This window comes from Rossellomorea vietnamensis, from assembly GCF_008180615.1.
GTDB lineage: Bacteria > Bacillota > Bacilli > Bacillales > Bacillaceae_B > Rossellomorea > Rossellomorea vietnamensis_D.
Genome location: NZ_VTEH01000001.1, coordinates 33,720 through 54,733, shown reverse-complemented (window position 1 = coordinate 54,733; position 21,014 = coordinate 33,720). Strand labels below are relative to the sequence as shown.

The window sequence follows — 21,014 nt, the reverse complement described above, 5'->3', positions numbered from 1 at the left end:
TAACCTAAGCTCGTTCAGGAGGTGATTTCATGTCTGATCAAAATAGACAAAACCAAAAAGATACAATTACGAACAATATCAAAGATGGAGCAGGTGCCCTATTCCATGCGACGCATAAAGCTTTGGAGGCTACTGAAAATGCAGCTATGGGAGCGGTGGATACAACATCAAAAGCATTAAAAAATGTAACTGGTAACAATGATAGGAACGAATAAGAAACGCCGGAATCGGCGTTTCTTTACTTTGACTGGAGTTTCATAAAGTCGATGATTTGCCTGGAGTGATAATTGTCATGATCAGCAAATTCATACATCAAATACGCGAGAGTGTATTGAGATCCGGTATTCGGGCAATGAGATATGCCATTAACCGTCAAAGGTTTATCCAGTATTAGCGTGTATTTTTCCATTTTCAGTTCATTGAGCAGTCTGTTTCTTAAATGAATAGACTGCTCAATGAGTTTTTTAATGGTGAATGCTTCTGTGCTTATAAGAGACCGGGCATTGAATTCATTATGAGAAGGGAAGGAAACAGCTTTTTTGATTAAGGCAGATGGCAGCACTGTTTCTAAAAGATAAAGATCCCATCCATACATATGGCTGATGACTTGTTTGGTGGACCACTTTCCTTTTGCTAAAGGAAGATCAGCTTGTTTTTCATCTATATAGACCAATCCTTCTAAGAAATCATTATACCTTTTCAGTGCATCTGTTACAGTATTTGGGTCCATCATTCCCGGCATCTCCCTTGTGTGATGTATTTTTTCTCTTTTATCAGAATAGAGAGGGACTATCCCTTTTTTGCTTTAAAGCGGGGGAGTACAGGCGTTTTTACGGCTTCAGCCAGCCATTTTCTTTTCCTGTGTCTACCCATGCCTGAATTTGGCGGTAGATCGAGGGGGAAAGTTCCTGTATCCATTCATTTCGTTTCAATACTTGTTGAGAGCGGATTCCGTGCTCTTTCCATGAAACACCGGAAGTTGCGATATTGAGCATCAGTGGCTGGATATGGTCAATGATGTGAGCAAAAGTTGCTTCAGGTGACTGTGCTTCTTCATATTCTTCCCACGTCTTTCTGTAATCGTCCTTTATTCCTTCTGGCAGCAAGCCATAAAGCCTGTCGGCAGCAAGCTTTTCACGCTGTATCTTATCCTTATATCCTTCTTCGTCGAATGCATAGGTGTCTCCTGCATCGACCTCGACAATATCATGAAGCAGCAGCATTTTAACACTTTTGAATAAATCAACCTCTTCTTTATGTTCATACCGTTCCCAAAGAGTCATGGCCATCATCGCCACATGCCAGGAGTGTTCGGCCGTATTTTCATTTCTGCTTCCATCAGAAATATAAGTTCTTCTGATCACTCTTTTCAACTTGTCAATTTCTAATAAAAAATCAAAACATTCTTTCATGGGCCGTTCTCCTTAAAAAGTTTATTTATATGGAAATTTTATCATAAACAGTATTTCGGCGTAACGGGGATTATTCTTTCACATTTTTAATCATACTAAATTGAGAAACCATTTAAGGAGACAGGATATGGGCGCAATTGATGCAAATGGCTTTGTGTTTGAGACTGAATTCAGTGTGACTGCTCAAAAAGGGGCCATCCATGTGTATAAGGAAGGCACTTTTGTGGAAGAAATCCGGTTTGAGTTCAACGGGAAGTTTCCGCAACATGATCAAATTGAAGAGCTGGTCAACAATTATTGTTATACACATCAAGGTAAGAACAATGATATTTAAAGAAGGGGTGAAGTTTCAATGAATATAGAGTGGTTCGACAGAGTCAGTGGTGAGCTTCAGGATCATCTTCAATCAATATGTGAGAAATATGATAAAGCAGGGCAAATGAATATTGATCGCGGAGCAAAGCATCCGCGGATTGAATTCTATGTTGAGACAGAAGATGGTGAAAGAGACTACTTTTGCTCTCTTCTATTTGATCCATATAACGAAGAATTTTATATGGAATCCTATGATATTGATTATGGACAAAGTCTTAAAATCATTCTTCCTGATATTGAGGACCTTATTGATGCCGTCCATGAAAGTCTTCATGATTATCTCAATATGGAAGAAATTGATTTTTACGATGAAACAGATGAATACGATGATGATCATATTGATTATATTGTGGATGATGAAGATGAAGAAGGGCCAGTGCATTATGTCGTCGATGACCATGATTATGAATATGAAGAGCAGGCAGAAGAAGATATTCTGGAAGAAGTCGATGTTGAATGGGAAACTCCCGAGGTCACTGCTTTCATACACGGAGATGAAGTGGAAGTCACCTATCAGTTTGGTATTCTAAATGAAACAGGTGATGGTGTATTAAGAAGGCTGAATAGAATTGTAACAGCTGATGATCAACTGATAAAAGATGAATCTCATTTCATTTTCAGTAAGGAAGAAGCCAATACCATCATTGCAATGATCGCCAGCCACAGCGATAAGCTGAAGGAATTCGACTTTGAATGATGAGGCAGGTCCTTTATCTTTTCGCGTAGGTCCATTTCAGCAATAAGCACAAGTCTATCAACGAAAAAAAAGATATATGAGACATTGAAATACGACCAGAGGGAAATCCCTGGTCGTTTTCCTGTTTCCCCGGGTTTCTTTTTTAAAGCTCTTTCGGAAATTTTGGCTGTTCTATGTTATGAAAGGCAGCGCCATAATAGACCAAAAAAACCTGCTAATCAAGAGAAAAAAGAGCTGCTCTACCAATTGGAGAGGAAGACCCTTTGTATCTGGGTTTCGACTAATGGGATTACTCCGAAAGCAATAATATAGACCAAAACATTCTATTTATATAAGTCCTTTTTCTAAACCTGTGCAGCCATACACCTTTGGATTGAGTTGATTCTCCATAAATGAAAAGGAATCTCTATAAATAATTCACCTAAGAAATCCGATTTATAGTAAACTTTTGGTTAGAAGGTTAGGAGTGGATAATCATGAAATCTTGGAACTTTACTATAAGGCAAGTCCTCGCTATCATCGCAGTTACATTATCAGGGGTTCTGGTTTCAGTCAGTCTGGAATTCCCTCTTTTCTTTGGTTTTTTGCCTGGTTATTCTATTCTTACAATAATGGTTCTTTTAAAAGGGGCACGTTTAAAAGAAGTGCTTACAATATCGTGGACTGGAGTAAAGAAGACAAGAGGCGTCATCTATATCTTGCTGCTGGTCAGCTTTCTCCTTCCATCCTGGTATATTTCCGGAGTGATTCAACAGCTTGTTTCCATAGCGTTGTTTTTAGTCACTCCCGATCACTTTTATGTTCTTTCTTTTATAATTTGTCTGGTTTTTTCTATGATTCTCGGAACTTCAGTAGGAACGTTGAGTGCTGTCGGCATACCTTTAATGAGCAGTGCTCTTGCCCTTGACCTTTCATCTGCCATAACTGCAGGGGCATTGGTTTCCGGAGCGTTTGTAGGGGACAGGACTTCTCCTTTCTCCAGTTCACACCAGCTTTTATCACACACAGTGGAAGTCAGGACAGGGAAGCAGTTTAAGAAGCTCCTTCCTACCACTATAACTGCCATATGTGTGTGCCTGATTTTTTTTATGTTCATGGACTCTGGAAGGCACTATGGAACAACTGTTTTTTCGAATGAAGCCTTCGAGCGGGAAACCCTTTCTATTATTAAATTTCTGCCTCCCTTTATATTGGTTGCTTTTGTTGTACTTCGCGTTCGTATTCTGTATGCATTCATCTGCAGTGTTTTGTCTGCCTGTCTCATAGGTTTGGCGGAAGGTGCGGGGATTTTCTTCATTCTTGAAGCCTTGTGGTATGGAGTGGAAGGGATCGGAGGCGGCCTTTCAAGTATGCTATTCCTGCTTCTATTCTTAGCGCTGGCGGGTGCCTATAATGGAATCATAGAAGGATATCGGATTATTCAGCCTCTGCTTGACCGCTGGCTGAGAAATTCCAAAGGACTATTCAACGATTCGATTAAAACGATCATAGCGACATTTATTATTTCAATGATTTCTGCGAATCAGACACTGCCAATCATTTTAACAGGCCGCTCTTTCTTGCACCACTGGAACGAAAAGTATGATAAATCCGAATTGGCGAGAACCATGGGAGATTCAACTATGCTGTTTCCAGGCATGATTCCTTGGAGTGTGCTGGCCATCATGTGCAGCACAATTTTAGGGGTGCCGATCCTGTCTTATCTTCCATATGCAGTCTTTTTATGGATTCTTCCTTTATTGACCTTGCTGCTATCCATGTATAAACAAAGCAGAACTGTACATTATTTAGAAGCGAAATCTACGAATTGATTCTTTTGTTTCGTTTCTTAAAATGCCTTTAAACGGGGGTGCGAAAGCATTATTTGTATCTTTTTTATGGGTCTTAGGTTAATATTATAGGATAAACGCTTCAGAAGGGAGTAAGGGTGAATGCATCTGAATAAGGAATTACATAAGTTTTTTCTGAACCATACAAAAGAAATGAGTGAGGAATGGTATCAAACCATTAATAAAAAAAATTCCTCCGGTATATATGTGACCACAGACCAGGACTCTATTAGAAAATTGAAACAGCAAAACTATGAATTCTACTTACATATGGCAAACATCTTTTTAGAAGAAAGAGATGCGTTTTTTGATGAGTTTAACAAATGGATCCACAGAATAGCGAATGATAGCGGGCACATAGAAACACCGATTCATTATGTAATCAGGGAATTTTTAAGAGTGAGAGATCAATACTTTTCTTATATCAATCGATTTGCAAAAGAAAATGATCAAAAAATTGAACAGCAAAGAATTGATAATTGGAAAGATTTGATTCAGGATGTTTTTGATTACGTTGTGCTTCAGTTTGTCGAAGGAACACACAATGCTTCCTTGAAACAATTAAGAGCACAGCAGGAAATGATTAACGAGCTGAGTTCACCTATCATTTCAATCAGTTCTGATACGGCTTTGCTTCCGCTTGTGGGAGATATTGATACAGCAAGGGCTAAAGTGATATTGGAAAATACCCTTGAACAATGTACCGCTAAAGAAGTCGATCAACTATTCATAGATCTTTCAGGTGTTGTCATTATAGATACGATGGTTGCACATGAAATTTTTCAGTTGATTGATGCTTTGAATTTAATTGGTGTCAAAACAACACTCTCTGGTATTCGCCCGGAAATTGCTGTGACAGCTGTTCAACTCGGTATACCTTTGGATAGAATCTCAATTGAGTCCACTCTTTCCAACTCAATTGCCAAACATGTGGGTTCTCTATCCGCAAAATAAATATAATGGAAGTCCGGGACAGGTTGAAAACTTGTTCCGGGCTTTTTCAATACTGTGCTGTACTTCTTGTTCTTGTTACAGCAAGATTCTCATGGTAATAACTGAAACTAATGAGGTGCCTCGCTTGTGCAGAAAGGGATATTTTGCAGCTATTCTATTCTGAAACTTAAAGGGCTGATCCTCTTCACTGATTATCCACGCAAGTGGTTTTTTAAAACGTTGAGAATCTTGGCTGCCTTTAGTACAATCGATGAATAGAGAATGTGAAGAGTGGTGTTCAAATGAAGAAGGTCATTATCATTGGCGGAGGAGTACTTGGTGCGTCCACAGCCTATCATCTGGCTAAACAAGGAGCGGAGGTGCTTATTGTCGACAGGCCTCAACAAGGACAGGCTACAGATGCTGCAGCAGGCATTGTTTGTCCATGGTTATCACAACGGAGAAATAAAGCGTGGTACAGGCTTGTGAAAGGTGGAGCCCGTTATTACCCTTCGCTTATTAGACAGCTTGAAGAGGATGGCGAGACAGAAACCGGCTATAAGCAGGTCGGAGCTATCAGCCTGCATTATGATAGGGGAAAATTAGAGAAGATGGCTGAACGCGCAGAAAAAAGGCGGGAAGAAGCTCCTGAAATCGGGGAGATCCATATCTTGTCCAAGGAGGATACTCAAAAGCTGCTGCCTCTCTTATCGGAAGAATACGGTTCCGTCTACATAAGCGGCGGTGCTCGAGTCAATGGCAGGGCACTCAGAAATGCCTTGTTAAATGGGGCGAAAAAGCATGGTGCACGGTTCGTACAGGGACATGCTTCGCTGCTCTTTGAAGGGGAAAGAGTTTATGGTGCCGCTGTGGAGGGAGAACGATACCTGGCAGATGAAGTAGTCCTGACTGGAGGGGCATGGGGTTCCGATCTTCTGAAACCTTTAGGGCTCACATTTCAAGTAACTTTTCAAAAAGCTCAGATACTGCATATGCATATAAAAGAATTTCAGACCGGAGATTGGCCTGTTGTCATGCCGCCCAACAACCAATACCTGCTCAGTTTTGAGGATGGCAGAATAGTTGCGGGTGCCACCCATGAAGATAATACTGGCTATGATGTTCGTCCAACTGCTGGCGGAATTTATGAAATATTGGATAAGACGATGAAGTTTGCTCCAGGTATATCCAACGGCGAAATAATTGAAATAAGGGTTGGTTTCAGGCCGTATACCCCAGGATTCCTTCCTATTATTGGAAGAATCCCTGGTATAGAAGGCGCACTTACAGCCAATGGGCTTGGGGCTTCGGGATTGACCAGCGGCCCCTACCTTGGGGCAGAACTGGCTAGGTTGGCATTGGGGATCGAGACGGAATTGGACTTATGTGATTATCCTGTTCAGGGAGCAATGGGTGATTAACAATAAATCGTTGGGAGGACGAAACTGCTTACAGTTTCGTTCTCTTTTTTTGTCTGGAATTTATTTGTTAAATCACCCTTTATGAATAATGTTTAACTATGTTATCCTCATCCAGCTTCAGCGCCTAACCCCTCGGGGTCAAATAACCTCAAGAGAATAAAAGGAAAGACCGCCTTTTTTTCTCTTGAGAACATTTGCCTGTCGGGGTTAATCGAGGCGCATCCGCTTTTGGTACATCCAGCTTCAGCGCCTAACCCCTCGGGGTCAAATAACCTCAAGAGAATAAAAGGAAAGACCGCCTTTTTTTCTCTTGAGAACATTTGCCTTTCGGGGCTGATCGAGGCGCTTCCGCTTTTGGTACATCCAGCTTCAGCGCCTAACCCCTCGGGGTCAAATAACCTCAAGAGAATAAAAGGAAAGACCGCCTTTTTTTCTCTTGAGAACATTTGCCTTTCGGGGTTGATCGAGGCGCTTCCGCTTTTGGTACATCCAGCTTCAGCGCCTAACCCCTCGGAATCAAATAACCTCAAGAGAATAAAAGGAAAGACCGCCTTTTTTCTCTTGAGAACATTTGCCTGTCGGGGCTGATCGAGGCGCTTCCGCTTTTGCAGCTAGGGCACATAAAAAGAGTGGTTTTGATTGAAACTAAAGGAAATATAAATTTGGAAGGTTTTGTAATGAGTATAGTTATCTTACTTTTATACATTCTGGCAGGAATAAAATTTGGAGAATGGTCGGAGTTTGAGAAATATTACCCCACTTTACTTTATTTAATCATAGGTGACTTGTTGGCGCAGTTCCTCCTTTTTAATCATTCTCTGTGGATGTTTCATCCCATGGATGCTGTAGGTCGTTTTTTTAACTTGAATCATACGTATATTGCTTTATTGAAAATGGCCATACAATACACCGTCACGATAGCTATTTTTATTGGCAGGCTGCCGGAAGGGCTGTACAGTCAATTCCTCAGGGTGCTGTTGTGGACAGCGATTTATGGGGCCAATGAATTTGTCACTAACCATTTTGGCGGCTTAACTTATCATAGAGGCTGGAACTATGGCTGGGATATTGCTTTCAATTTAATGATGTTTATTATGTTGATTATTCATTATAAGAGACCATTGACAGCCTGGGTTCTGACGGTACCGATCATCATGACGCTCTGGATGATATTTGATATCCCTTTAAGTGTGCTGAAGGAATAAGAAAAAAGGCTTTTTTGAAATGCTGCTTTAAGGAGATCCAATGGTTTACCTCCTAAGATCAAGAAGAATTAGGTGCCGGAACTAGATAAGGAATAGGTGTTAATGGGGAGGGAAAACACAACCTTTTTGAATGCTCATCCCGCAAACTATGTTGCTATGAGATGAATATCCGAAATTCTGACTTACCAAGACTGTATCGATAAAGGATAAAGGAATGCTCTGCACTTCTACTCAGAAAAGCAGAATGTACCTAGGGAAGAGAAGAGGCAGAGTGGTTTTTTTAAGTCCATTCATGAAAATTAGAAGAAGTAATATATGGGAAAATGAAGACAATTTAAACGAGGATTGAAAAGAAACTTTTTTGCGTAGGGGAAAGTCCTAAGAGGGATAAATCAATTAAGTGATACTGGCAGGAAAAGATACCAGAAGAAAAACGCTTGGACAGCCAAGCGTTTTTTGTTTTGCATCCTCTTGTAATAACTGTTTATGCAATAAAAGGCAGCTGCTTAATGAACTACTCCTGAGGTGAAAGGGACTTTTAACTCTTCCCATAAAGGTGCAGGAATAGAAACAGGCTTTCGTCTTGCCGCGGACTCTTCATAGGATCTATAAGAGTAAATCGTCTTTTCTTGTGAGGATATTGTCAGTTGCAAAATAAACTCACTTCTTTCCCCTTTTGTTTCCAATTGAAGGAAGTAAGGAAATAAATTGAGTTCATATGTATGGAAGACATTCTCCAGGAGTTTTTGGCAGGTATGCTTTGTTTTTGGATGTTCTATAATTATGGCAGGCATATCAGTAAATGGTATTTTTTCACTTGAATGATCATGAATCATTTCTTCAATATCATGAGTCAGGTGTTTAGAAAAGGTTTTAATTCTTTCTATAAATTCATTCATCAAAATCCTCCTTTTTAATATAGTGCCCTCTTCAAGGAATTTCAATCCCGTCCAAAATATGGGTAGTGAAATGAGGTTTACCTTAAAAGTGAAAGGGAAAGGTTAGCATATACAAAAATTATGGAGGGATAACATTATGACAGACAAAAAAAGACCTGAATCAGTACCTGGACAAGAACAAAGCCATCAACCTGGAATCGAATCTGAAATGGACCCAAGACCTGATTTTACAGGAAATCTAGCAGGTGTATCCAAAAGACTGAATGGAAAGACTGCATTGATTACAGGTGGTGACAGCGGTATCGGCAGAGCTGTCGCTGTTGCTTATGCTAAAGAAGGTGCAGATGTAGCCATCGTTTATTTAGAAGAAGACAGTGATGCAAATGAAACAAAAGAATATGTTGAAAAAGAAGGCGGCAAGTGTCTGCTTATTCCTGGGGATGTCGGTGACGAAGAATTCTGCCAGCAAGCGGTAAAGAAGACAATTGATGAATTCGGCAAATTAGATATTCTTGTGAACAATGCCGGGGAACAGCACCCGCAGGATTCAATAGAAGACATTACGAAAGACCAGCTGACAAAAACATTCAGCACCAATATCTTCTCTATGTTTTATCTGACGAAAGAAGCTCTAAAGCATATGAAAGAAGGAGCTTCAATAATCAATACTTCATCCATTACAGCTTATCAGGGCATGCCGCAGCTGATAGATTATTCTGCGACTAAAGGTGCGATCACCACATTTACGAGATCGCTGTCACAGTCATTGATTGACCGTAAAATCAGGGTAAATGCGGTCGCACCAGGACCAATATGGACTCCGCTCATCCCGTCAACATTTTCAAAAGAGACAGTTGATGGATTCGGCGGAGATGCTGTACCTGTTCCAATGAAGCGTCCTGGACAGCCGGCTGAACTTGCAGGCAGCTATGTCTTCCTTGCCAGCGAGGATGCATCCTATATTTCTGGACAGATGATTCATGTGAACGGCGGCACAATTGTCAACGGATAACAATTGGCACTCTCTTTTTTGAAGAGAGTGCTTTTCTAGTTTAAATCATCAACTCAATGGAAAGGTAAAAACAAAGATGTATTTTAATGAACGCGCAGTTCAGATAAGGAATGAAGGAGGAAAGCTCATGTTTATAGTGCCGCTGCTTGCAGGTCTCGCTCTTTTGATTTTTGCTTTTGCGGGCCTTAAAGGCAAGGATGCAGATAATGTGCAGAACAAGATTGTGAAAATCAGATTTATTCTGCTTGGACTGTTCCTCATATATGTAGGTATAATGGATAGTATATCTCTGTTGACCGATCCCTCGGGCTATATTGAACAAAGAAGGTGACTATAAAAAATTGACACAAAAACTGTATTACCTGGATCCATATTTACGCGATTTCAAGACAAAGCTGATTTCACAGGAAAAAAGTGAGGATGGAAGGTGGTTCGCAATCTTGGAAGAGACTGCTTTTTATCCGGCAGGAGGAGGGCAGCCATCTGATACGGGCACGCTTAATAATAATGCTGTCGTGGAAGTTGAGGAAATAGCTGGTGTCATTCGGCACTACATGGACAGGCCGCTGAAGTCCTCTCATGAAATAGAGGGGAGGATAGAGTGGGATAAGCGCTTTGACCATATGCAGCAGCATTCAGGTCAGCATATCCTGTCAGCTGCATTCTCTGAAAGTTCAGGCTATGAAACAGTCAGCTTTCATCTAGGAAAGGAAACATGTTCTATCGACTTAAACATTCAGGAATTATCTGAAGAAGATTGCCTGAAAGCCGAAGCCCTGGCGAACCAAAAAATTATGGAGAACGTTCCAATACATACGAAATGGATATCGAAGAATGAACTTGATCACTATCCCCTTCGGAAAACGCCTGCTGTGGAGAAAGACATCAGACTGGTCATCATTCCCGGGTTTGATTACAATGGCTGCGGAGGTACACATCCAGAAAGTACAGGACAGGCCGGGCTGATTAAAATCCTTGATTGGGAGAAACAAAGAAAAAATATAAGAGTGACGTTCGTTTGCGGAAAGCGTGTCACCTCCCAGTTACATCAGAAGAATGAATTATTAAAGGAACTGACAGGTGTTTTGAATGCACCTCCTGCCCAAATGTCTCAGGCTGTACGCACATTAATCGAAAATGGAAATAGAAATGAAAAACTGCTGGCTGAAGCAAGGAAGACCATTCTTGACTATGAAGCAGATATTCTCTCTCGTTCCTTTGAGGATATAAACGGGATGAAAGTAGTGAAACAGATCTTCAGCCAAAGATCCATGGCGGATTTACAGCATTTAGCTAAAGGCATTCTACAGGCAAATGAGGCTGTTGTTTTGCTAGTGAGTGAAAATGGAGATAAGCTGCAATTTGTGTTTGGATCAGCAAAAGCTGATAAGAATATGAAAGAGCTGATGACATATGCTGTCCAGCTGACTGAAGGAAAAGGCGGGGGCAGACCTTCTTTAGCTCAAGGAGGGGGAAATGCTGTATTAAATGGCGAGGAACTCATGGAGCGGTTACTGGATAAATTATAAGTGCATCGAAATATAGGGATAATTAACAGGCAGTCGCGGGGAGAAGACAGTTAAGGGAAAAGAACCTTCATTGCCCCAATGATCATCTCCTGTTCTGTAAATGACTAAAACCGAGATAAAATGATTAAAGGCAGAAAACAGTAAGTTTTCTGCCTGATTAGCATGTGTATTAATAAGATTTCGCTCTATTTCATGTAGACAGTCAAAAACACGACCCTATATTTCTGAAGTGCTGATGGATATGATTTCTGTCTGTCACTTAAGCCATTGATCCACTAAATCACGATTTTCATCGATCCATGCCTTTGTACCTTCAGCGGGGTCACCTGTTTCTTTAACTGTCGCCATGAGACTTCCGAGTGTTTCATCATCCATCTTCCAATTATTCATCCATTTGATTACTTCTGGATGGTCTTCTTCAAAGCCTTTTCTTGTCTATAGTCCGGATCCCATAAACTTTTTTAGGATCTTCCAGATATTTCAGGTCATATTAAGAAAAAGCCCAGTGCGGATACAAAGGGTTACCATTATAGGTTCTTTATCCTTATACGCTTTTGATAATTCTGCCATAATGGCTGGTCCTGAGCTTGTTACCAGATCAAGTTCAAGGCCATATTCTTCTATAGCATCCTGAGTCATGGATGTTAAGCTTGCTCCGGGATCGATACCGACGATTCTTCCGCCGATTTCTTCTTTTATCTCATTAAGTTCTTCAATGCTTGAAATATCATCCATATAAGAAGGCACTACCAATCCAAGTCCGGTATTTTCATACCATATTTCATGCATATCAAGGTTTTCTTCGTATTTATTCATTAATGGTTTGTCTGTGTGAGGAAGCCAGACTTCCGGGGCAATATCGAGCTCATCCCTGGTAATTCCAAGCCAAACAGGAGCTTTTTCATGGATTTTAATTCTAATTCTACTTCGTAATTCTTTTCTTCAAGAAGAACCTTCCACATATATTCATGAAATATGATCTTTTGTGCTTGCGTGTTTGAAAGACAAAATAAAGAAATTCTTGAAAATATCAATAACAATCTTGAAAATTATGGTGATCGAAAAAAATGCGGGAGTTTGAAAAATCTATACGTAATTTTCGGATATCAAAAGGCGTTTGTCAGGTAAGGGTTAGCCGGATTAGTTTTAACAAAGATGTACAGATAATAAAAATTGTCCTTCTCTTTTTTAAAATTCTAGAGTATACTAAACTGTATTATCAATAGTAGTACACTTAATACAGCAGGGAGGGTATAAATGTTCGAACTTGATCTAAGAAGCCGTAAGCCTATTTATGAACAGCTTGTTGAAAGGTTTAAAGTATTGATTATCAATGAAGTAATGATTGAGAATGAGCAATTACCCTCTGTGAGAACCCTTGCTGGAGAGTTGACAATCAATCCCAATACTATTCAAAAAGCCTACAGAGAACTAGAAGTACAAGGATATATTTATTCCGTTAAAGGAAGGGGCAGCTTTGTGAATGAAGCTGCACAAATTGGAAATGCCGATAAACTAAATAAGCTCAGGGCTGATTTGCAGAAACTGATAGCTGAAGGAATCTATCTCGGAATTACTAGTGATGAATTGATCTCCATGATTAAGGAAATAGAGGGAAGTGCTGGAGGGGGGCTTAGTGATGATACAACTTCATAAAATATCAAAGCAGTTTGAAGGCAAAGAGAGTGTCCATGATGTTTCCCTTTCAATCAAAAAAGGTTCTGTATACGGACTGCTGGGTTCTAATGGAGCAGGGAAAACAACGCTTCTAAAGATACTGGCAGGCATATATAAACCGGAAAAGGGAGAGGTCAAAATATTTGGACAGCAGGTGTTTGAAAGTCCTGAAATAAAACAGAGGATTTTTTTTCTGGCCGACACACCAGGCTTCTTCCCGCAATATACTTTGAAGCAGATGGCTTCTTTTTACAGGGCCATTTATATGAACTGGGATGAAGAGAGATTCCTGGAACTATGCATGGCTCTGGGTATCGACACAACGATCAAATTACATAAATTTTCTAAGGGAGTTCAGCGTCAAGCTGCCTTCTTAATTGCCTTATCATGCCGACCGGATTTGTTAGTCATGGACGAGCCTGTCGATGGCTTGGATCCAGTAGTTCGAAAGAAAATTAAATCCATCCTTATGGAAGAAGCAGCTTATAGGGAGATGACTATTCTGATTTCCTCCCATAATCTTGAGGAAATTGAAGATCTTTGTGATCATGTGGGGATTCTTCACCAAGGGAGAATGTTATTACAAAAGGAATTAGATGAATTAAAATCAGCGTTTCACAAAATCCAGGTGGCTTTTCGAGGAGACACGCCGCAAGAAATGGTTGATAAACTGCACGTTTTACAGAGAGAAAAAAGAGGAAGTGTTCTGTCTTTCATTGTAAAAGGTGCTGAGAAAGAAATAGAAGAGGTCGTAACCAGCTTCCAACCTGTTATTTTCGATATGCTTCCATTAACTTTAGAGGAAATATTCATTCATGAAATGGGGGATGCCGGATATGCACTCAAGAACATCCTGGTTAAATAAAGAAATCCTATTTCTGATTGGCAGGAATACCGGCTGGATAGGAATCTTGTATTTCGCAGGTTTGGTCTTTGCGCTTCCGCTAAATGTTTGGATGCGGATTTCCAATGAAGAAAGTTATCATTACCTCTTAACTTACGGCAGAATGTTTCGTGTGAACTATTTTCTGCAAGCAGGGATGATTATGGTGGTACCTGTTTTGCTGTCGGTCTTTTTATTCCGTTTTTTGCATGTAAAACAACAGGCGGACTTGATTCATAGTCTTCCTGTCAGAAGAGGGACTCTTTTTCTGCAATTTTCAGCAGCTGGCCTTTCTATGCTGGTTTTGCCGGTAATCTTGACTGGACTCATCATGAGTATCATGACGGGGGCAGTCGACCTGGGACAGCATTTTCAGTATGAGGATATATGGAAATGGACATTCACTACCATCTTGTTCACTAGTATTTTTTATGTTAGCGGGATTGCTGTAGCCATGTTAACGGGCCTTTCAGTAATCCAGGCAGTACTGACTTATATACTGCTTCTATTCCCATCAGGAATATTTATATTAGTTGTTTTAAACCTAAAAAATTTCCTGTTCGGTTTTCCAGAGGAATACTATATGAACGTACAGTCTGAAAATTTCTCTCCGATTATAAAAGCAGGGATGCTTGATGAAACCTTCTTAACCGTCAGCGAGGCGGCTGTATACATAGTGGTCAGTGTCATTCTATTCATTTTGGCCTTTTTTCTATATAAGAAACGTAACATCGAATCTGCTTCACAAGCTTTAGTTTTTCCGGTTTTGACGCCAGTTTTTCAGTTTGGACTGATCTTCAGCTTTATGCTTCTTACCGGCGCTTACTTCACAGCGATGCAGCCAGATTCAAGATGGACGATTTTTGGTTATGCAGCCGGTTTCACAATAGGATTTTTAACTTCCGAGATGATTCTGCAGAAAACATGGAGAATGTCATTCAAGCTCAAACGGTTAATCATTTTCGCTGCTTTTATCGCATTGGCAGCCATGGTTTTTCAAATTAGCTCTAAGAACTACGAGACTTATATACCGCAAGAAAAAGAGATAGACAGAGTCTTCTTCAGCGGAAATATTTATTCTTATATGGATGAATACGAAGAGCAGCCTGTCCGGTACCTAACGGAGAAGAAGAATATTCACATCGTTTTGGGACTTCACCAGGCTATTCTTGAAAATCGAAATAGTCATGGATCAGAAAGGGTTTTTATTATTTACGAATTACATTCAGGAGAAAAAGTGGTCAGGGGGTATCAATTAAATCGAGATCACTTTGATACGTATTTTGAATCGCTATATGAATCTCTTGAATTTAAAAAGTCAGATAGCGAAATTCTCTCAATGAATGAGAATAAAGCAGATAAATTAACGATTACAGCTAGAGGGCCGCATAACAGGCAAGTCACTATTACGGACGAGTCCCTTTTAAAAGAGGCCGCTCAAATTCTAAAAAAAGAGGTAGAGGAAGAATCCTACGAAAGCATGGTGAATCGTATGGACTCTCTTTACGGTATCGAATTCCTGCTGTCTGATGACAAAAAAGTGTATGTGCCTTGGAAGCCCACTTATACCAACTTCAGAAATTGGCTTATTGAGCAGGGGCTGTATGAGAAAGTCCAAGTCACAACGGATGACATTTCAAAAGTACTTATCATCAAACGAGAAGATCTTGGTTCGGAAACAGGAATGGAATTGGATTTTAACCAGTCCTTTGAAATACTCGAGGAAGAAGGAAGAGCACTTAAAATCGGTTCGGATAAAAAAGTTGAAGAATTATTGGAATTAACTTCATGGACCTCGGAGGGTGATTACGTCGCTGCCTTCTACTTTAAAGGAAACGATTATCCTGATATTAAAGGGTTTACCTCCGCTGATAAAGTGCCCGAGTATGTTAAAAATCATTTTGAAAGATAGAGGATTAGTGGACAGGGGTGGGTTTCTTGAAAATTAACTTTAACCATTTATATGAAAATTATTATAAGCTGGTTTTCCAAATTGCTTTCCGGATCACCAAAAATAAAACCGTTTCAGAAGATATTGTGCAGGAAACCTTTCTAAAAGCCTATAAAAAACTTGATACCCTTACAGAGAACGAAAAGGCAGGGAGCTGGCTCTCAGCTATTGCAACCAGGACCAGCATTGATTTTCTCCGAAAAGAAATCAGGGCGAGGGAAGTATTACTTGATCCATTTACCATAGAGCTGAATGGTTCGATATTGCCTGCAGGGGAGAGTGTGCAGGAGTCAGTCGATATAATGATACTCAAGCAGGACATCGAGACACACATTAAACAGCTGCCGCTGGCACAGCAGGAAGTTTTTATGCTCCGTGTACAGCACGGAATGAATGAGGAAGAAATAGCTAAAAAACTTGATTTAAAGAAAAGCACCGTCAAGACCCGCTTCTTTAGGGCAAGGAAGAAATTAAAACACATGTACACATTAAAATACAGTGCCTGAACATTTATAGAGACAATTACTGAAAGATCTTTTTTAGTAACGGATTCTGTTTTGAAGTACAAACTTTTAATTAGCCAAAGAAATGGTTGAGTGATTCACACCTGAAAACAATGTATACTGATTTCCACTCCAGGTGGGTGACTCCGCGGGGCGTGCGGTGAGCCTCCTCGGCTTCATAAAAAAGCGGAAGCGGCCGTTCAGCGACGTACAGATTTTAGGGCTCTCGTATGAGATAAAGGAATCACGAAGAGCTTAAGCGATTCGATGATGACTTATCTATATAAAGTGAAATGGCCCCGCTCAGCGGCGTACGGACTGGACTGACTCCGCATGAGATAAAGGAAACACAACGAACGTAGTGATTTGATGTTGACTTATCGCAAGGAGGAGGCAGGGAAGTACGCTAGCCGTTGGGGTCATGCAGCTAGATTAGCAAGGAGAGAGACCTAAATCTGCTAGTCGCTGGCCGCTGAAGCTAGATTCGCCTGTGGGGTCTCACCTGTCATCAAAAGTGGAAGCGCCTTGGTCAGCTCCGACAGGCAAATTTTCTCAAGAGAAGAAAAGGCGGTCTTCCTTTTTATCTCTTGGGGTTATTTGACCCCGAGGGGCTATGTGCTGGAACTAGACGTCACGCTAGTCCCGCAGGAGGTCACGCACCTTCCGTTCCAATCAAATCTTTGCTAGGGTTTTTTAGAATTAACAACTTTCCTTCATATTAATATAGGATTGAAAGTGTATAGGAAATTGTGTGGGATATTTAGAAGAATAAAAAGTCCTGTCATTTTCTATTTAGGGTGCTTTTTGTATTACTAATTGAACAGACTTACCAGCAAGAATACCGTTAAATCACCCAAAAAAGAGTGGGGAAATCAATGCGATTCTATACTCCTTTTGGTGTATTATTTTAAGGTTTGTACTCGACGAATAGTGTCTTGTCTCCAGGTAACACAGAAGACTAAGGTGTCCCACTTAAAGGCTTTGAGGGGTTCTTTCAGGTAAACCGTTTAGATTGAACATCCAAAAAATATACAGTTAAAAAAGCTTAGAGACATGTTTCTCTAAGCTTTTTTAGTAATTAGAATTCGCAACTGATAAAAATCAATCATGAATCTATTAACAAAAGTGGCCCCAAGACAGTTTTTCCGGTCTTTCTTTAGCGTGGCTGCCAATAAAGTATTGACTTTTCGGAAAATTCCACCTAGAATTTTACATGAGAATTTAGTTGTTACATTTTTGTAATATAAAATTGTCAGAACTGTAATTAGTCTTTGATAAAAGGCTCTTTTCGCAAACTTTGTTGCTATTTGGTGCGAATTCAGAAAGAATTCATCAGAATTACCTGCTGATCTTGAACGAAAAGAGCGACCCTCACCGATAAGAGAGAAAACCCTTAGTCTCCTGGGATATCGGAAAGCAGCAATATATGCGTAAACAGACTAATAAATAAAACAATATAAAGGATGTTTGGATGAAGCAAAAATTAAAATCTTTTGGAATACCATTACTTGCAATCATTGCACTGATTGCTGCTTTATTTTTTCATCAGCTTTCGTCTATGACTAAGCTGCCGAATCAAGAATGGAGCCGCTCGATACCATTTAACTATGAAGGTCAAGAAAGCCCTATTACCTTTCAACGGCAGAATGAAGTGTACCTGACGAATGTAGACGAAGTCAGGAAGTTTACCATAGGGGAAGGACTCACTATTGAAAAGACTGAGACACTATCCATGGACATACCAAGGGGATATCCTTTTTGGACAGATGGAACTGAATTTATTACCCTTTCAGGTGGTCAGTTAACTCTGACAGCAGACGGTAAGACAGAGGTCATCGATGAAGAAGTCACCGGAATTGCTGCTGAAGAAGAACAAGTCCTCTACTGGAAACAGGGAGCGGTATATGAATATTTACCTGCAGATGGGGCGGCAAGTGAACTACATACTTTTCCAAATGAAATTCTCGATGTTGTATTCGGAAATGACGAGAGTTACGCTGTGATCCATCAGAAAGATACAGTGAATGCGGAAGTGTTCTACGTGAGTTCAGCCGGTGAAATGGCAACCTCCCCGGTTTTAACCGTAAAAAATTCTACGTATGACCAGCTTGGCAGCTTGGTCCTTCATACGGCTGGTGATGAGGTTACGATTATATTTGGCAGAAAAATGAGAACAGGGGGTTCGCTCTCTTTCAATATGTTTAAAGCAGCAGGCAAAGTAAGTTCATTGGAAGCCGCTCCTCTTTCTGCTCAAAAACTGAACTTTATTAATGAAGAAACTAATGCAAAACTTCAATCTCCCGATTATGCAAGGATAGTGAGTCTTAATGGAGAATTGAACCTTGTATTTACAGCTGAGGGGCAGAGGGTAGGTGATAACCGGAATATCAGGCTGTACGCAGGAGAGTTGGAGGAAGGAACACAAATAGCTGCCAGACCTGTTAATACGAATCAAAATGTGGCTCAACATCCCATGAAGATTAATGAAGAGTCACTATTATGGATTTCATTCAACGGGGACTATTATCAGCTCTATGGTGCCTCGCAAAACAGCAAGGTGAAGGAAGCAAGCACTGAGCTTGCAGCCGAGGATTGGAAGCTGAGTGCCTATAATGCATTCTTGATGCTGTTCAGCAGCATGGTTACAGTGCTTACTGCTTCTTATTGGCTTTTTCCATCGTTGACCCTGCTGCTGGTTCTTTACATTTGGAGCCCTAATACCTTTGAGAAGGAAGAAATCAATTGGGTGGAGTATGCTTCCATTGCCTTATTCCTTGTTATGCCTTTTACTTATATGAGCAGAGCTATGAACTCTTTCTTTTATGAGGTAGCACCAGTCTACTACACCTTTCCTTACAGCGGAGCAATATTGCTGGTCGCCATCAGCTTAATGACAGCCATCATTTGGAAGGTTGGCAGGGACCCTGAATGGGGAACATTTGCAGGTGTATTCTATTATATGCTTGTTTACATGATGCTTTACATATTCTCCATAGGGCCTTATATTTTTAATTTGTTTTAAGAAACTGGATTTTTCTACGGCGGTCGTTTTGTCAGCGGCTGCCTTTTTCTTTTTTCATCACAGGAGGGTCCCTCTAACCTCTGGTGTTTACCGAGCATGGGTGCTTGCGCATTGATTAATCCTTTCTGTCTCTCCTTTTTTTCTTCAAGAATATTCTATGTGCAGCCGTATAAAAAAAATCCCCTTCTTCTGCCCTGTAAAACACAGGAAGAAAAGGGGAATAATTATAATGTTATTGGATTTTTTCCTATTTGGGATTGTTCTGCCACATGAGCCCGACAGTTCCTTCTCCGGCATGAACGGCTATTGTAGAACTGATTTCACCTACAACAAATTGTAATGAGGGATATTTGGAGCTAAGTTCGTTCTTGATCTCTTGGGCTCTTGCAGGGACATTGCCGTGCATAATTTGAATTTCATTCACTTTATACTTACTATAGGAATCATCGAATAGTTCAAGTATTCTTTTTGTTGCTTTTTTTTCAGACCGGACTTTTTCAGAAAGCATAAATTCTCCAGAAGGATTGATTCGAATAATAGGTTTTATTTTAAGAAGGTTTCCCAGCAGGAACTGTGTCCCGGACATCCTGCCCCCTTTGTAGAATTGTTCAAGACTGCCAAGGAGAATAAGGTTTTCGTGCTTTTCTGCCTCGGCACGCAGGTTGTCTGCTATCTTGGTATGGTCGGATTCCGTTTCTGCCTGCCGGATACCCGAGAGGAGAAGGGAGGTTATGGCATAACTCATGGACTTGCTGTCAATGACTTCCACCGGGAAATCGGCAATTTCCGCTGCAGATCTTGTCGCCTCTAAGGTCCCGCTCAATTTGCCTGAAATGTGAATGGCTATAGCTGCATCATAGTCACCTTTCAAAGAATTAATGATTTCTGCAGTTTTTCCCACTGAAGGCTGTGAAGTTTTAGGGATTTCTTTCTCATTATTGATTTTTTCATATAACTCTTCAGTAGTTAAGTCGACCCCATCTTCATATGCCTCTGCACCAAAGATAATACTTAACGGCAGAACAAATACATCCTGATTGTTTTTAAGACTTTCCGTTATATAAGCCGTACTGTCTGTAATCCATGCAATCTTTTTCATACAATCTTCCTTTACTATTTCATATTGTTTTAAAGGCTCATAATTTTTTTAAATAATTATTATTAATTCAAAGAGGTACATAAACATTCTATCAATAACCTGCTCATTATACTATAGGAAACCTATCTGAGAATCCCGTTTTAAAATGATTTAATGGGGAAAAGTTGTGTAAATCATTTTAAAGGAGTGGTATCAATGAAGCAAACCTATGAGGAGTGCGTCAAAGCCTGTCAGGAATGTTTAGAGGCGTGCAATGTCTGTTTTGACAGCTGTTTAAATGAAGAGAATGTTGGCATGATGACAGGCTGTATCCGGTTGGATCGTGAATGTGCAGATGTTTGTTCTCTGGCTATCAATTCCATACAGTCGGACAGCCCGAACGTTAAGGAGATCCTGAAGCTTCTAGTCTCAGTATGTGAATCTTGCGGGAATGAATGCAAGAAGCATGAACATGATCATTGTCAGAGATGTGCAGAGGCATGCTTTAATTGTGCAGAAACATGCCAAAAACTGATTGCATAAAAAACCTGTGACCATAGTCAGGGCCGTTCTCATTAATGAGAACGG

Annotated in this window: 21 protein-coding genes and 1 pseudogene; 16 read left to right on the top strand and 6 right to left on the bottom strand. The window is 40.3% G+C overall.

Going from position 1 to position 21,014, the window contains the following annotated elements:
- The first annotated feature begins 29 nt into the window (after nt 1–29).
- A complete protein-coding gene (locus FZC79_RS00345; protein WP_148944931.1) occupies nt 30–215 on the top strand; it encodes a hypothetical protein in 186 nt (61 codons plus the stop codon).
- A gap of 23 nt (nt 216–238) precedes the next feature.
- On the opposite strand, the gene FZC79_RS00340 is transcribed toward FZC79_RS00345, so the two are convergent.
- Nucleotides 239–733, bottom strand: a complete 495-nt coding sequence (locus FZC79_RS00340; protein ID WP_148944930.1) for a DinB family protein — start codon at nt 731–733, stop codon at nt 239–241.
- A gap of 97 nt (nt 734–830) precedes the next feature.
- Entirely contained in the window at nt 831–1,412 is a 582-nt protein-coding gene (locus FZC79_RS00335) for an HD domain-containing protein (protein ID WP_148944929.1), read from the bottom strand.
- A gap of 127 nt (nt 1,413–1,539) precedes the next feature.
- Here FZC79_RS00335 and FZC79_RS00330 point away from each other — a divergent pair, with 127 nt between their 5' ends.
- The 5 genes from FZC79_RS00330 to FZC79_RS00310 all read left to right on the top strand — a co-directional run bounded on the left by FZC79_RS00330 (nt 1,540) and on the right by FZC79_RS00310 (nt 6,667).
- Nucleotides 1,540–1,746 carry a YbxH family protein gene (locus FZC79_RS00330; protein WP_148944928.1) on the top strand — a complete coding sequence of 69 codons (207 nt, stop codon included), beginning with the start codon at nt 1,540–1,542 and terminating at the stop codon, nt 1,744–1,746.
- Between the two features lie 18 nt (nt 1,747–1,764).
- Nucleotides 1,765–2,484 carry a hypothetical protein gene (locus FZC79_RS00325; protein ID WP_148944927.1) on the top strand — a complete coding sequence of 240 codons (720 nt, stop codon included), beginning with the start codon at nt 1,765–1,767 and terminating at the stop codon, nt 2,482–2,484.
- Between the two features lie 476 nt (nt 2,485–2,960).
- Nucleotides 2,961–4,295 (top strand): Na+/H+ antiporter NhaC family protein, encoded by a 1,335-nt coding sequence (locus FZC79_RS00320; protein ID WP_148944926.1) that lies wholly within the window; start codon nt 2,961–2,963, stop codon nt 4,293–4,295.
- Between the two features lie 120 nt (nt 4,296–4,415).
- Complete coding sequence (locus FZC79_RS00315) at nt 4,416–5,267, top strand: STAS domain-containing protein (protein ID WP_148944925.1); 852 nt, start codon at nt 4,416–4,418, stop codon at nt 5,265–5,267.
- Nucleotides 5,268–5,548: 281 nt separating this feature from the next.
- Nucleotides 5,549–6,667, top strand: coding sequence for an NAD(P)/FAD-dependent oxidoreductase (locus FZC79_RS00310; RefSeq protein ID WP_148944924.1), 1,119 nt, complete (start codon nt 5,549–5,551; stop codon nt 6,665–6,667).
- Nucleotides 6,668–6,774: 107 nt separating this feature from the next.
- Here the strand turns inward: FZC79_RS00310 and FZC79_RS22890 are convergent, their stop codons facing one another.
- Entirely contained in the window at nt 6,775–7,113 is a 339-nt protein-coding gene (locus FZC79_RS22890) for a hypothetical protein (protein WP_187442625.1), read from the bottom strand.
- A 390-nt stretch (nt 7,114–7,503) separates the two neighbouring features.
- Between FZC79_RS22890 and FZC79_RS00300 the strand changes: the two genes are divergently transcribed.
- Nucleotides 7,504–7,872: a hypothetical protein gene (locus tag FZC79_RS00300; RefSeq protein WP_148944923.1), complete on the top strand. Its 369-nt coding sequence runs from the start codon at nt 7,504–7,506 to the stop codon at nt 7,870–7,872.
- 506 nt (nt 7,873–8,378) lie between these two features.
- Here the strand turns inward: FZC79_RS00300 and FZC79_RS00295 are convergent.
- Nucleotides 8,379–8,771, bottom strand: coding sequence for a hypothetical protein (locus tag FZC79_RS00295; RefSeq protein ID WP_148944922.1), 393 nt, complete (start codon nt 8,769–8,771; stop codon nt 8,379–8,381).
- Nucleotides 8,772–8,907: 136 nt separating this feature from the next.
- On the opposite strand from FZC79_RS00295, the gene FZC79_RS00290 reads away from it, so the two are divergent.
- The 3 genes from FZC79_RS00290 to FZC79_RS00280 all read left to right on the top strand — a co-directional run bounded on the left by FZC79_RS00290 (nt 8,908) and on the right by FZC79_RS00280 (nt 11,312).
- The gene (locus tag FZC79_RS00290; RefSeq protein WP_148944921.1) at nt 8,908–9,783 is read left to right on the top strand and encodes an SDR family oxidoreductase; all 876 of its coding nucleotides are present in this window, start codon (nt 8,908–8,910) and stop codon (nt 9,781–9,783) included.
- A gap of 127 nt (nt 9,784–9,910) precedes the next feature.
- Complete coding sequence (locus tag FZC79_RS00285) at nt 9,911–10,114, top strand: hypothetical protein (protein ID WP_148944920.1); 204 nt, start codon at nt 9,911–9,913, stop codon at nt 10,112–10,114.
- A gap of 10 nt (nt 10,115–10,124) precedes the next feature.
- On the top strand, nt 10,125–11,312 hold the full coding sequence (locus FZC79_RS00280) for an alanyl-tRNA editing protein (protein ID WP_252183209.1): 1,188 nt from the start codon (nt 10,125–10,127) through the stop codon (nt 11,310–11,312).
- Nucleotides 11,313–11,567: 255 nt separating this feature from the next.
- Here the strand turns inward: FZC79_RS00280 and FZC79_RS23510 are convergent.
- A pseudogene (locus FZC79_RS23510) lies at nt 11,568–12,170 on the bottom strand (glycine betaine ABC transporter substrate-binding protein).
- Nucleotides 12,171–12,569: 399 nt separating this feature from the next.
- Between FZC79_RS23510 and FZC79_RS00270 the strand changes: the two are divergent.
- The 5 genes from FZC79_RS00270 to FZC79_RS00250 all read left to right on the top strand — a co-directional run bounded on the left by FZC79_RS00270 (nt 12,570) and on the right by FZC79_RS00250 (nt 19,348).
- The gene (locus FZC79_RS00270) at nt 12,570–12,968 is read left to right on the top strand and encodes a GntR family transcriptional regulator (RefSeq protein WP_148944918.1); all 399 of its coding nucleotides are present in this window, start codon (nt 12,570–12,572) and stop codon (nt 12,966–12,968) included.
- On the top strand, nt 12,952–13,854 hold the full coding sequence (locus FZC79_RS00265; protein WP_148944917.1) for an ABC transporter ATP-binding protein: 903 nt from the start codon (nt 12,952–12,954) through the stop codon (nt 13,852–13,854). Before FZC79_RS00270 ends, FZC79_RS00265 begins: the two co-directional genes overlap by 17 nt.
- Nucleotides 13,826–15,784 (top strand): DUF6449 domain-containing protein, encoded by a 1,959-nt coding sequence (locus FZC79_RS00260; RefSeq protein WP_148944916.1) that lies wholly within the window; start codon nt 13,826–13,828, stop codon nt 15,782–15,784. Before FZC79_RS00265 ends, FZC79_RS00260 begins: the two co-directional genes overlap by 29 nt.
- Before the next feature lie 26 nt (nt 15,785–15,810).
- Entirely contained in the window at nt 15,811–16,329 is a 519-nt protein-coding gene (locus tag FZC79_RS00255) for an RNA polymerase sigma factor (protein ID WP_187442591.1), read from the top strand.
- A 1,468-nt stretch (nt 16,330–17,797) separates the two neighbouring features.
- Nucleotides 17,798–19,348, top strand: a complete 1,551-nt coding sequence (locus FZC79_RS00250; protein ID WP_148944914.1) for a hypothetical protein — start codon at nt 17,798–17,800, stop codon at nt 19,346–19,348.
- Between the two features lie 247 nt (nt 19,349–19,595).
- Here the strand turns inward: FZC79_RS00250 and FZC79_RS00245 are convergent, their stop codons facing one another.
- Nucleotides 19,596–20,447, bottom strand: coding sequence for a DegV family protein (locus tag FZC79_RS00245; RefSeq protein ID WP_148944913.1), 852 nt, complete (start codon nt 20,445–20,447; stop codon nt 19,596–19,598).
- A gap of 195 nt (nt 20,448–20,642) precedes the next feature.
- On the opposite strand from FZC79_RS00245, the gene FZC79_RS00240 reads away from it, so the two are divergent.
- Nucleotides 20,643–20,969 carry a four-helix bundle copper-binding protein gene (locus FZC79_RS00240; RefSeq protein ID WP_148944912.1) on the top strand — a complete coding sequence of 109 codons (327 nt, stop codon included), beginning with the start codon at nt 20,643–20,645 and terminating at the stop codon, nt 20,967–20,969.
- Nucleotides 20,970–21,014 lie beyond the last annotated feature (45 nt).

Excerpts from the sequence above, each read along its gene's own strand:
- FZC79_RS00345 (WP_148944931.1), top strand. The coding sequence starts at position 30 with ATGTCTGATCAAAATAGACAAAACCAAAAAGATACAATTACGAACAAT.
- FZC79_RS00340 (WP_148944930.1), bottom strand. The coding sequence starts at position 733 with ATGATGGACCCAAATACTGTAACAGATGCACTGAAAAGGTATAATGAT.
- FZC79_RS00335 (WP_148944929.1), bottom strand. The coding sequence starts at position 1,412 with ATGAAAGAATGTTTTGATTTTTTATTAGAAATTGACAAGTTGAAAAGA.
- FZC79_RS00330 (WP_148944928.1), top strand. The coding sequence starts at position 1,540 with ATGGGCGCAATTGATGCAAATGGCTTTGTGTTTGAGACTGAATTCAGT.
- FZC79_RS00325 (WP_148944927.1), top strand. The coding sequence starts at position 1,765 with ATGAATATAGAGTGGTTCGACAGAGTCAGTGGTGAGCTTCAGGATCAT.
- FZC79_RS00320 (WP_148944926.1), top strand. The coding sequence starts at position 2,961 with ATGAAATCTTGGAACTTTACTATAAGGCAAGTCCTCGCTATCATCGCA.
- FZC79_RS00315 (WP_148944925.1), top strand. The coding sequence starts at position 4,416 with ATGCATCTGAATAAGGAATTACATAAGTTTTTTCTGAACCATACAAAA.
- FZC79_RS00310 (WP_148944924.1), top strand. The coding sequence starts at position 5,549 with ATGAAGAAGGTCATTATCATTGGCGGAGGAGTACTTGGTGCGTCCACA.
- FZC79_RS22890 (WP_187442625.1), bottom strand. The coding sequence starts at position 7,113 with ATGTTCTCAAGAGAAAAAAAGGCGGTCTTTCCTTTTATTCTCTTGAGG.
- FZC79_RS00300 (WP_148944923.1), top strand. The coding sequence starts at position 7,504 with ATGGATGCTGTAGGTCGTTTTTTTAACTTGAATCATACGTATATTGCT.
- FZC79_RS00295 (WP_148944922.1), bottom strand. The coding sequence starts at position 8,771 with ATGAATGAATTTATAGAAAGAATTAAAACCTTTTCTAAACACCTGACT.
- FZC79_RS00290 (WP_148944921.1), top strand. The coding sequence starts at position 8,908 with ATGACAGACAAAAAAAGACCTGAATCAGTACCTGGACAAGAACAAAGC.
- FZC79_RS00285 (WP_148944920.1), top strand. The coding sequence starts at position 9,911 with ATGTTTATAGTGCCGCTGCTTGCAGGTCTCGCTCTTTTGATTTTTGCT.
- FZC79_RS00270 (WP_148944918.1), top strand. The coding sequence starts at position 12,570 with ATGTTCGAACTTGATCTAAGAAGCCGTAAGCCTATTTATGAACAGCTT.
- FZC79_RS00265 (WP_148944917.1), top strand. The coding sequence starts at position 12,952 with ATGATACAACTTCATAAAATATCAAAGCAGTTTGAAGGCAAAGAGAGT.
- FZC79_RS00260 (WP_148944916.1), top strand. The coding sequence starts at position 13,826 with ATGCACTCAAGAACATCCTGGTTAAATAAAGAAATCCTATTTCTGATT.
- FZC79_RS00250 (WP_148944914.1), top strand. The coding sequence starts at position 17,798 with ATGAAGCAAAAATTAAAATCTTTTGGAATACCATTACTTGCAATCATT.
- FZC79_RS00245 (WP_148944913.1), bottom strand. The coding sequence starts at position 20,447 with ATGAAAAAGATTGCATGGATTACAGACAGTACGGCTTATATAACGGAA.
- FZC79_RS00240 (WP_148944912.1), top strand. The coding sequence starts at position 20,643 with ATGAAGCAAACCTATGAGGAGTGCGTCAAAGCCTGTCAGGAATGTTTA.